A 12076-nucleotide genomic window follows, 5' to 3' on the forward strand; every position below is an offset into this window, starting at 1 on the left:
CACCCCCGATCACCGCTGGGTGCGCACCGCGCGGAACGTATCGAACCGACGACGCTTCGATCAGCCCGCTCTCGGTGAGCACCTGTCACGAGGACAAGGACACGCCCCCGATGACTGCCGGCGTCACCTCCCCCGCCCGCAAACCGGCCCGCCCCCGCAAGGGCAAGGGCGAAGGCCAGTGGGCGCTCGGATACCGCGAGCCGCTGAACAAGAACGAAGAGAACAAGAAGAACGACGACGGCCTGAACGTCCGGGCCCGGATCGAGAACGTCTACGCGCACCGCGGGTTCGACTCGATCGACCCGGCCGACCTGCGCGGCCGGTTCCGTTGGTGGGGTCTGTACACGCAGCGCAAGCCCGGGATCGACGGCGGCAAGACCGCGACGCTCGAGCCGGAGGAGCTGGACGACCGCTACTTCATGATGCGGGTCCGGGTCGAGGGCGGCCAGCTGACCACCGAGCAGCTCCGGGTGATCGCCGAGATCTCCACCAAGTACGCGCGCGACACCGCCGACATCACCGACCGGCAGAACATCCAGCTGCACTGGATCGCGATCGAGGACGTACCCGCGATCTGGGAGCAGCTGGAGTCGGTCGGCCTGTACACGACCGAGGCGTGCGGCGACGTACCGCGGGTCGTCATCGCGAGCCCGGTCGCGGGGATCGCGGCCGACGAGATCATCGACCCGACGCCGGCCATCGACGAGATCGTCTCGAAGTACATCGGCAGCGCCGAGTTCTCGAACCTGCCGCGGAAGTTCAAGACCGCGCTCACCGGGCACCCGTCGCACGACGTCGTACCGGAGGTCAACGACATCGCCTTCGTCGGCGTCGTGCACCCCGAGCACGGCCCGGGTTTCGATCTGTGGGTCGGCGGCGGCCTGTCGACGAACCCGATGCTCGCGCAGCGCCTCGGCACCTGGATCCCGCTGGACGAGGTCGCCGAAGCCTGGTGGGGCGTCACCAGCATCTTCCGCGACTACGGCTACCGCCGGCTGCGGACGCGGGCCCGGCTGAAGTTCCTGCTCGCGGACTGGGGCGTCGAGAAGTTCCGCGAGGTGCTGGAGGACAAGTACCTCAAGCGGAAGCTGATCGACGGTCCGGCGCCCGAGGTCCCCGCGATCCAGGGTGACCACATCGGCGTCCACCAGCAGAAGGACGGCAAGTACTTCGTCGGCGTCGCGCCGGTCGTCGGCCGGGTCTCCGGTACGTCGCTCGCGCAGGTCGCGGACGTGGTGGCGCGGCACGGTTCGGACCGGATCCGGACGACCGCGCAGCAGAAGCTGCTCGTGCTCGACGTCGAGGCCGACCAGGTCGACTCGCTGGTCGCCGAGCTGGACGCGCTCGGGTACCAGGCGAAGCCGTCGGCGTGGCGGCGGAACACGATGGCCTGCACCGGGATCGAGTTCTGCAAGCTGGCGATCGTCGAGACGAAGGCGAAGGCGGCGCAGCTGATCAACGAGCTCGAGGAGCGGATCCCCGAACTCGACGTACCGATCACGGTGAACGTCAACGGCTGCCCGAACTCGTGCGCCCGGATCCAGGTCGCGGACATCGGCCTGAAGGGCCAGCTGGTCCTGGATGCCGACGGCAACCAGGTGCCGGGCTACCAGGTGCACCTCGGCGGCGGCCTCGGCCTGGATGCCGGCTTCGGCCGGAAGCTCCGCGGTCACAAGGTCACCGCGGACGGCCTCACCGACTACGTGGAACGCGTCACCCAGAACTTCCTGAAGGAGCGCAACGAAGGCGAGCGCTTCGCCCAGTGGGTTACCCGAGCGGACCAGGAGGCACTTCAGTGAGCGAACGAGCTGCACCTCTTTACTGCCCGTACTGCGGGGACGAGGACCTCAGGCCCTCTGAGGAAGGCCATGGCGCGTGGGAGTGCCGGCCGTGTGCACGGGTGTTCCAGCTGAAGATGATCGGGTTGCGGGTGACAGTGGAATGAGTACGGACTTGAAGACGATCGCCGAGGAGGCGAACGAACGGCTCGCCGACGCGACGGCGGTCGAGGTGCTCGCGTGGGCACGTGAGACGTTCGGCGACGAGCTCGTCGTCACCGCCTCGATGGCCGACGGCGCACTCCCCCACCTGGCGGCGCAGGCGGCGCCGGGCGTCGACGTACTGTTCCTCGACACCGGCTACCACTTCGCCGAGACGATCGGGACCCGCGACGCGGTGGCAGCGACCCTGCCGATCCACCTGATCAACGCGACCCCGAAGCAGACGGTCGCGGAGCAGGACGCGGAGTACGGTGAGAAACTCCACGACCGCGACCCGAACAAGTGCTGCGCGCTGCGCAAGGTCGAGCCGCTGAACCGGTACCTGTCCGGCTACAAGGCCTGGGTCACCGGGATCCGCCGCGAGGAGGCGCCGACCCGCGCGAACACGCCCGTCGTCGAGTACGACGAGAAGCGCGACATGGTGAAGCTCAACCCGATCGCGCCGTGGACGCAGGAGGACCTGGACAGCTACATCCAGGACAACGGCGTACTGGTGAACCTGCTGCAGTACGACGGCTACCCGTCGATCGGCTGCGAGCCGTGCACGCAGCAGGTCGCGCCCGGTGAGGACCCACGCAGCGGCCGCTGGGCGGGCACCGGCAAGGTGGAATGCGGGCTGCACACATGAGCATCACAGTGACAGAGCTCGATGCTCTCGAAAGCGAATCCATCTTCGTGTTCCGTGAGGTGGCGGCGGAGTTCGAGCGGCCGGTGATCCTGTTCTCGGGCGGCAAGGACTCGATCGTGATGCTGCACCTCGCCCGGAAGGCGTTCTCGCCGGCCGGGGTGCCGTTCACGCTGCTGCACGTCGACACCGGCCACAACTTCCCCGAAGTACTCGCCTATCGTGACGCGGTCGTCGAGCAACTCGGGCTGCGGCTCGAGGTCGCCAAGGTCGAGGACTACATCGCGGACGGCCGGCTGCGTGAGCGCACCGACGGGACCCGGAACCAGCTGCAGACCGTTCCGCTGCTCGACGCGATCAACGCGCACCGGTTCGACGCTGTCTTCGGCGGCGGCCGGCGCGACGAGGAGCGGGCCCGGGCGAAGGAGCGGATCTTCAGCCTGCGCGACGAGTTCGGTCAGTGGGACCCGCGCAACCAGCGCCCCGAGCTGTGGTCGCTGTACAACGGGCGGCACCGGCCGGGTGAGCACGTGCGGGTGTTCCCGCTGTCCAACTGGACCGAGCTGGACATCTGGAACTACATCGAGCGCGAGCAGATCCCGCTGCCGTCGATCTACTACGCGCACGAGCGGGACGTGTTCGAGCGCGACGGCATGCTGCTTGCCGTCGGCCCCTACTCGCAGCCGCGATCCGACGAGACGGTCACGCAGCGTCTGGTGAGATACCGCACCGTCGGCGATATGTCCTGCACCGGAGCGGTGGCGAGCGCAGCGACGACCGCTGCCGACGTGGTGATCGAGGTCGCGGCCAGCGAGATCACCGAGCGCGGCGCCACCCGCGCCGACGACCGGGCCAGCGAGGCCGCGATGGAAGACCGCAAGCGAGAGGGGTACTTCTGATGAGCACCCTGTTGCGTCTGGCAACGGCAGGATCGGTGGACGACGGCAAGTCGACGCTGGTCGGGCGGTTGCTGCACGACTGCAAGGCGATCCTCGCCGACCAGATCGCGCATGTGAAGACGGTCTCCGAGGCCCGCGGCGGCGACTTCGACTTCGCACTGCTCACCGACGGCCTGCGCGCCGAACGCGAGCAGGGCATCACGATCGACGTCGCCTACCGGTACTTCGCGACCGAGAAGCGCTCGTTCATCCTGGCCGACTGCCCCGGGCACGTGCAGTACACCCGGAACACCGTGACGGGTGCGTCGACGGCGGATGTGGTGATCATCCTGGTCGACGCCCGCCACGGCGTCCTCGAGCAGACCCGCCGGCATCTGGCCGTCGCGGGCCTGCTGCGGGTGCCGCACGTCGTCCTCGCGGTGAACAAGATCGACCTGGTCGGCTACGACGAGGCCGTGTTCACCAAGATCGCCAAGGACGTCGGCGAGGTCGCCGACCAGCTCGGCATCGCCGACCTGCAGGCGATCCCGGTCTCCGCGCTCGTCGGCGACAACGTGGTCGAGCACTCGGCGGACACCTCCTGGTACGACGGGCCGACGCTGCTCGAGGTCCTGGAGAACGCGAACGGACGCACCGACACCTCGAACCAGCCGCTGCGGTTCCCGGTTCAGTACGTGATCCGCCCGCAGACCGAGGAGTACCGCGACTACCGCGGCTACACCGGAACCGTTGCCTCCGGCACCGTCACGGTCGGCGACCCCGTGATCGTGCTGCCCGCGGGACGCCGTACGTCGATCGCCGGGATCGACCGCCCGGTCGTCACCGCGACCAGCACAGCGGTCGTCGAGCGGCCGTCCGCGATCGCCGGTGAAGCCGTCACGGTCCGGCTGGCCGACGACATCGACGTCGCCCGCGGCTCGGTGATCGTCGCCGCGGAGCACTCCCCCGGCACCCGCCGGGAACTCGCCGCCACCATCAGCTGGCTGTCCGACCGGCCGCTCACCGTCGGGGCCCGGGTGCTGATCAAGCACACCACCACCACCGCACAGGCGATCGTCACCAAGATCACCGGCGCGCTGGACCTCGACACGCTCGGTGTCATCGACGCCGCCGAGCTCGACCTGAACGACATCGGCAAGGTGCAACTCAAGATCGCCGCACCGCTCGCCGCCGACCCGTACTCCAGCAACGCCATCACCGGATCGTTCCTGCTGATCGACGCCCACGACGGGTGGACCCTCGCGGCCGGAATGATCGACGACGAAGAAGGGGAACTGCTATGACTGCGCCAGCTCTCGTAGTCCTCGCCCACGGCAGCCGCGATCCGCGTTCGGCCGCCACCGTCCACGCCCTCGTCAAGTGCCTGCGCGACATGCGTGACGACCTGCGGATCGAAGCCTCCTTCCTCGACCACTGCCCGCCCACGCCGTACCAGGTGCTCGGCAAGCTCGCCGCCGAAGGCGTCGAAGAGGTCGTCGTCCTGCCGTTGCTGCTGTCGGCCGCGTACCACGCGCGGATCGACGTACCGGCCGTCCTCGACGAGGCGCGGAGCCGGTTCCCGAACCTGCGGATCATCGCGTCCGACGTGCTCGGGTACGACGACACGCTGCTCGACGTCCTCGACCGCCGGATGCGCGCCGAGCTGAAGGGCGGCCGGGTCCGTGAGCTGGACGCACTGGTGCTCGCGGCGGCCGGTTCGAGCGACTCGCACGCGAACGCGAGCGTCACCCGCCTCGCGCGGCTGTGGGGCCAGCGTCACCGCCTCCCGGTGACCGCCGCCTTCGTCTGCGCCGCCTCGCCGTCACCGGCCGAGGCCGTGCTCCAGTGGCGTCTGGAGGGCCGCCGCCACGTCGCGGTCGGCTCGCTGTTCCTCGCGCCCGGCGTACTCCCTGACCGAGCCGAGACCACGTCCCGTCGCGCCGGCGCGGTCGCGGTGTCGGCCCCGCTCGGCGTCAGCGCGGAGGTGGCCCGCCTGGTCCTCCTCCGGTACGGCGTCGCGGGCCTCGACCTGCTCACTCTGGAGCCGGCGCCGCGTCCGGTCATCGCCCGCCCGGAGCTGGTGCGTACCGCCTAGAGCCGCCTAGAACCGCAGTGGATCAACGAAGGAGACGTCGGTGTACGGCGTCTCCTTCGTCGTGATCTGAGCCAGCAGCTCGCCGACACCGGCGCAGTGCTTGAACCCGTGCCCGCTGTCGCCGCCGGCGATCACCACGCGCTCGTCGGTCCGTCCCACCAGGAACTGCCCGTCGAGCGAGTCCGTCACCATGCACGGCATCAGCTTCACCGGCTCGGGATCGAGCTCCGGAAAGTGATCCGCGATCGCCGCGGACAGCTCGGTGATGTCCTTGCGCGGGTGGATGTAGCGGTCGAGTTCGTCCGGGTCGACGTCCCGGTCCCGCTCGGCGCCGTCGAGACCGACCTTCACCAGGAAGTCCTCGTCGGACCCGTGTCCCCACAGACCCTTGCCGTCGGCGAACTCCCAGATGAACGACGGGAAGTTCCGCAACTGGAACGCGTCCGACGCCGGGTCCTTCGGCTGGAACCAGAACAACGGCGTACGTCGCGGTGACAACGTGACGGTCGGCGCGAGCTTGCTCAGCCACGCGCCGGTACTGATGACGACCTGGTCGGCGGTGATGTCGAGCGTCGGCGTCCGGATCGTCACCGCGTCGCGACCGACCTCGACGGCCGTCACCATCGTGTGCTCGTAGACCTTTGCCCCCAACCGCTGCGCGTCGGCGACCTGCGCGCGCACGGTCGGTTCGGCGTAGCAGATCCCCGCGCCCGGATCCCAGACCGCCTCGTCATCGGACGCCAGGTTGTACTGCGGGAACCGGCTGTGCAGCTCGTCGTGGGTCAGATCAGTGGTCGGCGCGCCCGCATCGGCCGCGGCCTGCCGCGCGCCCTGCACCGGCCGGCTGTTCGGCCCACCGACGTTCAGCGAGCCGGTCTGGCGGACGTACGTCTCGCCGGTCCGCTCCCCGAGCTCGGTCCACAACGCCAGCGACTTCCGTGCGATCTCGGTCAGCCCCGGATGCTCCATGCACGCCACCCGGAACAGTCGCGTCGTCCCGTGCGACGAGCCGAACGGATGCCCGATCCCCTGCCGTTCGATCCCGACGACGTTCACCCCGCGCGCCGCCAGCCGCCACAACGCCGCCGACCCGAACGCGCCCAGCCCGACCACCACCACATCCGTCTGCATGCTCCGACTCTTTCACAGCTAGCGTGATATCTTGATATCCATGGCGAAGGACGCGACCAAGAACATCCTGCTGCGGCTCGACCCGGACCTGGCCGAGCGGCTGCAGACCGTGGCGTCGGTGGAGGGGCGGTCGGTGTCGGACGTGGCGCGCGAGGCGATCGCGGCCTTGGTGGATCAGCGCCGGCAGGACGCGCAGTTCAGCGACCTGCTCGAGCAGAACCTCGTCCGGCACGAGGAGTCGTTGCGCCGGCTGCGTGGAGACGACTGATGCGCTACCTCGGTCGGTACGACGTTCTCGCGATCGCGGCGCGCGTGCTGCGGTGCGACTCCGACGACGTCGTCCGCCGGTCGAACCTCGACGCGATCGATCGCGTACTGGACGGCGTCCGGCTGACCGGCGGGCTCGCGGAATCGGCCGGGGTGCTCCTCGCGGGTCTCGTGCGGGCGCGGCCGTTCGGCGGAGCGAACCGGGTGGTGGCGGTCGCGGTCGTGCTGCAGTTCGTCTCGCTGAACCGCGCCGAGCTGCAACTCGAGCCGGTGACCGACGTGGACGACCTGCTCGACCGGATCGCGGCCGGCGATGCCGGGCACACCGAAGCGGCTGCCTTCATCCGGAGCCGGCTCGAGCATCACCCGGTGACGGCCGAGGACCTGCAGGAGCATCTGGAGATCGACCTGCTCGACGGCCTCGGCGACCTATTGCAGGACTGGTGGAGGGGAGATCCGATGTACGAGAAGTTCACCGAGCCGGCGCGCCAGGTCATCGTGCTGGCACAGGAGGAGGCCCGCCGGCTCGACCACGTGTATGTCGGCACCGAGCATCTCCTGCTCGGGCTGGTGACCTTGGGGCAGGGCGTCGCGACTCGGGTGCTCGCCGACTTCGGTATCACGGCTCCGGCGGTGCGGGACCTGGTCGTGGAGATCATCGGCCGCGGCCGGAGCGGCGCGGCGGCGGGCGCGATCCCGTTCACGCCGCGCGCGAAGAGCACCTTCGAGTTCGCGTGGGGTGAGGCGCGGGCGCGTGATGCGGATGTCGGCCCGGAGCACCTGCTCCTCGGCGTACTGCACGACGGCGACGGGGTCGGCGGTCAGATCATCACCAAGCTCGCCGAGAGCACCGACGAGGTACGCCGGAAGCTCGAGAAGCGGCTGAACTGGCGCCGCCGGTCGGAGGACCTCGTCACGGGCATGCTGGCCGAGGATCCCGCCAACACGTGGACGACGTACGGCCGCCGGCATCACCTGCTCGCCGAACTCAACGCCGTCCTCGAGGAGAACGAGCGCCTGCACGAGCAGGTCGCGAAACTCCGTGATCTCCTCCGCCGCCACGACATCGATCCGGACAGCTGAGGCTCACGTCGCCGCGAGGCGCTTCTTCTCCTTCTCCACGTCGAAGTCGGCCGTGGGCCACTGCGGGTTCAGCTCCTTGAGCGTCTCCAGCAGGATCGTGGTGACGGCCCAGTTGCGGTACCACTTGCGGTCGCTCGGGATCACGTACCAGGGCGCGTCAGGCGTGTTGCAGCGCTCGATCGCGGCGTGGTACGCCTCCATGTAGTCGGGCCACAGCTGTCGTTCGTCGACGTCGCCCGGGTTGTACTTCCAGTGCTTGGTCGGGTCGTCGAGCCGCGCCTCGAGCCGGGCGCGCTGTTCCTCGGGCGAGATGTGCAGGTAGCACTTCACGATCGTCACGCCGCTCGCGGTCAGCTCGGCCTCGAAGTCGTTGATCTGGTCGTACCGCCGGGTCCACACGTTCGGCGTGACCAGTTCGCGCACCCGGGCGATCAGCACGTCCTCGTAGTGCGACCGGTCGAAGACCCCGATCATCCCGTGCCCCGGCACGGCCTGCCGGATCCGCCACAGGAACCCGCGGCGCTTCTCGGACGGCGTCGGCGCCTTGAACGACGTGATCTTCAGCCCCTGCGGGTCCATGAGCCCCGCACCGTGCCGGATCACGCCGCCCTTGCCGGAGGTGTCCATCCCCTGCAGCACCAGCAGAATGCTTCGCTCGCCACCGGTCCGGCCCTCGGCGAACAGTCGCTCCTGCCAGTCCGAGACCTCGGCGCCGAGGGCGTCCAGTGCGAGCTTGCCGTCGTCCTTGGTCCCGCTGAAACCCGCCGTCGCACGCGTGTCGTACGTCGTCAGGTCCACCTCGCCGGCCGGCACCCGCAGCTGCTCCCGCAGTCCCCCACCGGCTGCCTTCTGGCCCTTCTTCTGCTTCGCCATGGGGTCATCCTGCCTCATCGGCCCGTGACTTCAGCGGCTTTGCGCCGCCGTCTGGTCCACAAGATCAACTCGATCACGAGCACCGCCACCAGGCAGGCCACGACCGCGGCCGCGCCCCAGAAGATGCCCGCGAGCGGAGCCAGGCACTCCTCCGCGTCGTCGGCACACGCAGTCTCGCCGTAATAGACCATCCCGATCACGGTGACGACGAGCGTCACCACGACGGTGCCGACCAGGTACGCCGCGGCTCGCACCAGCCACCGCCCGCCGCCGAGCCGCGCTCCGGCCGTCGTGAGCAGTACGAACGCCAGCACGAAGAGCACAAGCTCGAGCTGTTGCAGCTCGCCCTCGTTCTGGTTCCAGACGAACCGGAAGCCGTCGTTCGCGATGTCCTGCCAGATCATCGCCACGGTCAGCACACCGAGCACGATCCCCAGCGACAACCGAGCCCGCGGCTCCGGCCACGCGACCACCACCGCCGCTACCGCCGGCACCACCGCGAGCAGCCCGAGCGGGTAGATCCAGCGATCGCTGCCGAATCCGGACGTGTCGTTGAACTGCACGAATCCCCCGACGACCAGCAACCCGAGCCCGACGGCGAACAGCGCCAGCGAGACCGTACGTCGCCCTCCTTCGACCCTCATCGCTTCAGGGAATCATGCGGCGCGGGCCAACGCGATCAAGCGCGACAGGGCCCGCAGGTACTTCTTTCGGTAGCCGCCCTTCAGCATCTCGGGCGAGAACAGCCGGTCGAGCGGGACACCGCTCGCGAGGAGCGGCAGGTTGCGGTCGTACATGCGGTCCGCGAACACCACCATCCGCAACGCCACGTTCTCGTCGGTCAGCGGCCGTACGTCGGTGATCGCCACCGCCTCGATCCCGTCGAGCAGAGCGCCGTACTTGCTCGGATGCAGCTCGGCCAGGTGGCGGTGCAGGTCGACGAAGTGGTCGCAGGACGCGTCCGCCCGGGCCGCGGCCTCCTGCTCGACCTTCTCGTCGGGCCACGGGCCGGGCGCCACCGGAAGCCCGCGATGGCGGTAGTCGGGCCCGTCCACCCGCCGTACGTCGAACCGCGCGGCGAGCCCCTGGATCTCGCGGAGGAAGTCGACCGCCTGGAAGCGGCCCTCGCCGAGCTTGTCGGGCAGCGTGTTCGAGGTCGCCGCGAACTCGACACCGGCCTCGACGAGCTGGCCGAGCAGCCGCGAGATCAGCATCGTGTCGCCGGGATCGTCCAGCTCGAACTCGTCGACGCAGATCAGCCGGTACGACGACAGCGCCTCGACCGCGGTGCGCAGCCCGAGAGCACCGACCAGGTTGGTCAGCTCGACGAACGTGCAGTACATCTTCGGGCCCGAGGACTCGTGCCAGAGCGAGGCGAGGAGATGTGTCTTGCCTACTCCGAATCCGCCGTCGAGATAGATGCCCGGTTTGTCCGGGGACTGGCTCCGTCCGCGCAACCGCGACCACAGCGACGGCGCCGGCCGCGGCCCGGCCAGCTTGTCGGCGCGCGCCGACAGCACCGCGAGCGCCTCCGCCTGCGATGGCTCGTCCGGATCCGGGCGGTACGTGCCGAACCGGACATCGGCGAACCGCGGCGGCGGCACGCACTCGGACAACAGCCGATCCGCCCCCACCTCCGGCCACACCTCGCTCAACCGCACCACCATGCGCCCAACCCTAACCACCCCACTTTGAGCACCCACCAACCAGGAATCGCCCGCCGAAACGGTTGGTGCGTGCACAAAGATGCGGCTGTGGCCTTGACCACTTTCTTACTTTCAGTTAGGAAGTTGGGTAGGCGATCGTGAGGAGTCTCCGATGGGCGAACAGCACGTGCGGCGGCGGACGGTTCTGAAAAGCGCGGTGGGGGCGGTTGGGCTCGGGGCGGCGCTGGCCGCTTGCGGGGGTAGTGACAGCGGGGGCGGCACCACGAGCGGCGGGAAGGCCGTGGTCCGGATGTGGTCCTGGTACAACGACCAGGAAGACCAGTTCCCGAAGCTGATCAGCGCGTTCGAGGCCGCGCACGGCAACATCAAGATCGAGAACCGGATCTTCGGCACCCCGGACCAGTACCTGCCCGCGTTGCAGGCGGCGGTCGCGGGCGGCGACGTACCGGAGATCTTCGCGCCGCACACGCGGGCGCTGACGTACGGCACCGGCGGGGTGTCGGCCGACCTGAAGCAGGAGCTCGGCGACGACTTCCTGAAGGACTTCTTCGACTCGGCCAACCAGGAGTACACGCTGGACGGCAAGCAGTACGCCGTCGGCTGGATGGCGCAGACGTTCGGGCTCTTCTACAACCCGGACCTGCTCAGGAACGCCGGCGTCGCGGAGGACGGTATCGAGACCTGGGACGACCTGATCGCGGCGGCCGCGAAGATCAAGGCGACCGGCAAGTTCCCGGTGGCGCTCAGCTGCAATCCCACCACCAGCTCGCTGGACTTCTTCTTGCCGCTGATCACCCAGGTCGCCGACGACCCGACGTACTACCTGAAACTCGATCAGCTGAAGGACGGCGCGACGTACGAGGACCCGAAGGTGGTCCAGGCGATCGAGCTGCAGCAGAAGATCGTCAAGGCCGGCGTGTTCCAGCCCGGGACGACCGGCACCAGCGGCGACCAGGCGCCGCAGATCTTCTACACCGGGAAGTCCGCGATGCTGTTCAACGGCAGCTGGACGCCGCAGGGGCTGACCAAGGACGCGACACCGGCGTTCAACAAGTTGTACAAGGTGATGAAGACGCCGGCGATCGCGCCCGGCAAGCGGCACTGGACGGCGAACCAGGCCGGCGCCGGGTGGGCGGTGTCGGCGACCAGCAAGAACAAGGACGCCGCGCTGGAGTTCCTGAAGTTCATGTACTCGGCCGAGCAGTACTCCCCCACGATGAACGGCTCGAACTCGATGCCGGCCACCAAGAGCGCCGCGCAGCGGATCGAGTTGCCGATCATGAAGCAGATGACGTCGTGGCTGCTCGACGGCGACGGCTGCCCGCACATCCCGTTCGGTCCCGGGTCGGTGGCGGCCGGCGACCCGCTGGCGAAGATCTTCGACGGCAGCGGCGAGCCGGCGGCGGTCGCGAAGGCGATGCAGCAGGCGGTGCAGAACGCCAAGGGCGGCTGACTGG

General features: G+C 69.0%; 12 protein-coding genes. 8 read left to right on the plus strand and 4 right to left on the minus strand.

Going from position 1 to position 12076, the window contains the following annotated elements; all coding sequences use genetic code 11:
- The first annotated feature begins 110 nt into the window (after positions 1–110).
- From E0H92_RS13760 to E0H92_RS13780, 5 genes are all read left to right on the plus strand, one after another.
- The gene (locus tag E0H92_RS13760) at positions 111–1799 is read left to right on the plus strand and encodes a nitrite/sulfite reductase (protein WP_131461914.1); all 1689 of its coding nucleotides are present in this window, start codon (positions 111–113) and stop codon (positions 1797–1799) included.
- Positions 1800–1941: 142 nt separating this feature from the next.
- On the plus strand, positions 1942–2628 hold the full coding sequence (locus tag E0H92_RS13765) for a phosphoadenylyl-sulfate reductase (protein ID WP_131461915.1): 687 nt from the start codon (positions 1942–1944) through the stop codon (positions 2626–2628).
- Complete coding sequence (gene cysD, locus E0H92_RS13770; RefSeq protein WP_202873643.1) at positions 2625–3524, plus strand: sulfate adenylyltransferase subunit CysD; 900 nt, start codon at positions 2625–2627, stop codon at positions 3522–3524. The genes E0H92_RS13765 and cysD overlap by 4 nt, the downstream gene beginning before the upstream one ends.
- Entirely contained in the window at positions 3524–4807 is a 1284-nt protein-coding gene (locus E0H92_RS13775; RefSeq protein ID WP_131292598.1) for a sulfate adenylyltransferase subunit 1, read from the plus strand. Before cysD ends, E0H92_RS13775 begins: the two co-directional genes overlap by 1 nt.
- Positions 4804–5598 carry a sirohydrochlorin chelatase gene (locus E0H92_RS13780; protein WP_131496549.1) on the plus strand — a complete coding sequence of 265 codons (795 nt, stop codon included), beginning with the start codon at positions 4804–4806 and terminating at the stop codon, positions 5596–5598. Before E0H92_RS13775 ends, E0H92_RS13780 begins: the two co-directional genes overlap by 4 nt.
- A gap of 6 nt (positions 5599–5604) precedes the next feature.
- On the opposite strand, the gene solA is transcribed toward E0H92_RS13780, so the two are convergent.
- Positions 5605–6729: an N-methyl-L-tryptophan oxidase gene (gene solA / locus E0H92_RS13785; protein ID WP_131461918.1), complete on the minus strand. Its 1125-nt coding sequence runs from the start codon at positions 6727–6729 to the stop codon at positions 5605–5607.
- A gap of 40 nt (positions 6730–6769) precedes the next feature.
- Here solA and E0H92_RS13790 point away from each other — a divergent pair, with 40 nt between their 5' ends.
- Together E0H92_RS13790 and E0H92_RS13795 are read left to right on the plus strand one after the other, a co-directional pair.
- Positions 6770–6997, plus strand: coding sequence for a ribbon-helix-helix protein, CopG family (locus E0H92_RS13790; protein WP_131292604.1), 228 nt, complete (start codon positions 6770–6772; stop codon positions 6995–6997).
- Complete coding sequence (locus E0H92_RS13795) at positions 6997–8079, plus strand: Clp protease N-terminal domain-containing protein (protein WP_131496550.1); 1083 nt, start codon at positions 6997–6999, stop codon at positions 8077–8079. Before E0H92_RS13790 ends, E0H92_RS13795 begins: the two co-directional genes overlap by 1 nt.
- A gap of 3 nt (positions 8080–8082) precedes the next feature.
- Here E0H92_RS13795 and E0H92_RS13800 read toward each other — a convergent pair whose 3' ends face one another.
- The 3 genes from E0H92_RS13800 to zapE are packed head-to-tail and all read right to left on the minus strand — an operon-like array spanning position 8083 to position 10619.
- Positions 8083–8952 carry a polyphosphate kinase 2 family protein gene (locus tag E0H92_RS13800; RefSeq protein ID WP_131496551.1) on the minus strand — a complete coding sequence of 290 codons (870 nt, stop codon included), beginning with the start codon at positions 8950–8952 and terminating at the stop codon, positions 8083–8085.
- A gap of 14 nt (positions 8953–8966) precedes the next feature.
- Positions 8967–9596 (minus strand): hypothetical protein, encoded by a 630-nt coding sequence (locus E0H92_RS13805; protein ID WP_131496552.1) that lies wholly within the window; start codon positions 9594–9596, stop codon positions 8967–8969.
- Positions 9597–9608: 12 nt separating this feature from the next.
- Positions 9609–10619, minus strand: a complete 1011-nt coding sequence (zapE, locus tag E0H92_RS13810) for a cell division protein ZapE (protein ID WP_131496553.1) — start codon at positions 10617–10619, stop codon at positions 9609–9611.
- Between the two features lie 151 nt (positions 10620–10770).
- Here zapE and E0H92_RS13815 point away from each other — a divergent pair, with 151 nt between their 5' ends.
- A complete protein-coding gene (locus tag E0H92_RS13815) occupies positions 10771–12072 on the plus strand; it encodes an ABC transporter substrate-binding protein (protein ID WP_131461923.1) in 1302 nt (433 codons plus the stop codon).
- The last annotated feature ends 4 nt before the right edge of the window (positions 12073–12076 follow it).

Origin of the sequence: Kribbella speibonae (assembly GCF_004331375.1) — a bacterium.
In the GTDB taxonomy this organism is placed as follows: Bacteria; Actinomycetota; Actinomycetes; order Propionibacteriales; family Kribbellaceae; genus Kribbella; species Kribbella sindirgiensis.

What these genes read in the sequence shown, in the direction of transcription:
- E0H92_RS13795 (WP_131496550.1), top strand. Translation starts at nt 6,997, where the DNA reads ATGCGCTACCTCGGTCGGTACGACGTTCTCGCGATCGCGGCGCGCGTG.
- E0H92_RS13780 (WP_131496549.1), top strand. Translation starts at nt 4,804, where the DNA reads ATGACTGCGCCAGCTCTCGTAGTCCTCGCCCACGGCAGCCGCGATCCG.
- E0H92_RS13800 (WP_131496551.1), bottom strand. Translation starts at nt 8,952, where the DNA reads ATGGCGAAGCAGAAGAAGGGCCAGAAGGCAGCCGGTGGGGGACTGCGG.
- zapE (WP_131496553.1), bottom strand. Translation starts at nt 10,619, where the DNA reads ATGGTGGTGCGGTTGAGCGAGGTGTGGCCGGAGGTGGGGGCGGATCGG.
- E0H92_RS13790 (WP_131292604.1), top strand. Translation starts at nt 6,770, where the DNA reads ATGGCGAAGGACGCGACCAAGAACATCCTGCTGCGGCTCGACCCGGAC.
- solA (WP_131461918.1), bottom strand. Translation starts at nt 6,729, where the DNA reads ATGCAGACGGATGTGGTGGTGGTCGGGCTGGGCGCGTTCGGGTCGGCG.
- E0H92_RS13760 (WP_131461914.1), top strand. Translation starts at nt 111, where the DNA reads ATGACTGCCGGCGTCACCTCCCCCGCCCGCAAACCGGCCCGCCCCCGC.
- cysD (WP_202873643.1), top strand. Translation starts at nt 2,625, where the DNA reads ATGAGCATCACAGTGACAGAGCTCGATGCTCTCGAAAGCGAATCCATC.
- E0H92_RS13775 (WP_131292598.1), top strand. Translation starts at nt 3,524, where the DNA reads ATGAGCACCCTGTTGCGTCTGGCAACGGCAGGATCGGTGGACGACGGC.
- E0H92_RS13765 (WP_131461915.1), top strand. Translation starts at nt 1,942, where the DNA reads ATGAGTACGGACTTGAAGACGATCGCCGAGGAGGCGAACGAACGGCTC.
- E0H92_RS13815 (WP_131461923.1), top strand. Translation starts at nt 10,771, where the DNA reads ATGGGCGAACAGCACGTGCGGCGGCGGACGGTTCTGAAAAGCGCGGTG.
- E0H92_RS13805 (WP_131496552.1), bottom strand. Translation starts at nt 9,596, where the DNA reads ATGAGGGTCGAAGGAGGGCGACGTACGGTCTCGCTGGCGCTGTTCGCC.